The 383-nt window shown below is 56.4% G+C and carries 1 rRNA gene; it reads left to right on the top strand.

From position 1 onward, the window contains the following. Positions 1-383, top strand: a 16S ribosomal RNA gene (locus ACG0Z5_RS24015); the annotation flags it as partial.

Here is a 383-nt window from a genome sequence, read left to right as displayed (position 1 = left end):
CACAGGGAGCTTGCTCCTGGGTGACGAGCGGCGGACGGGTGAGTAATGTCTGGGAAACTGCCTGATGGAGGGGGATAACTACTGGAAACGGTAGCTAATACCGCATAACGTCTTCGGACCAAAGTGGGGGACCTTCGGGCCTCATGCCATCAGATGTGCCCAGATGGGATTAGCTAGTAGGTGGGGTAATGGCTCACCTAGGCGACGATCCCTAGCTGGTCTGAGAGGATGACCAGCCACACTGGAACTGAGACACGGTCCAGACTCCTACGGGAGGCAGCAGTGGGGAATATTGCACAATGGGCGCAAGCCTGATGCAGCCATGCCGCGTGTATGAAGAAGGCCTTCGGGTTGTAAAGTACTTTCAGCGAGGAGGAAGGCAT

The sequence above is a fragment of the Scandinavium sp. M-37 genome (assembly GCF_043558715.1).
Taxonomy (GTDB): Bacteria; Pseudomonadota; Gammaproteobacteria; order Enterobacterales; family Enterobacteriaceae; genus Scandinavium; species Scandinavium vulneris_A.
Note: the sequence above shows the minus strand (reverse complement) of the source record. Positions and strands in the feature narration are given on the sequence as shown.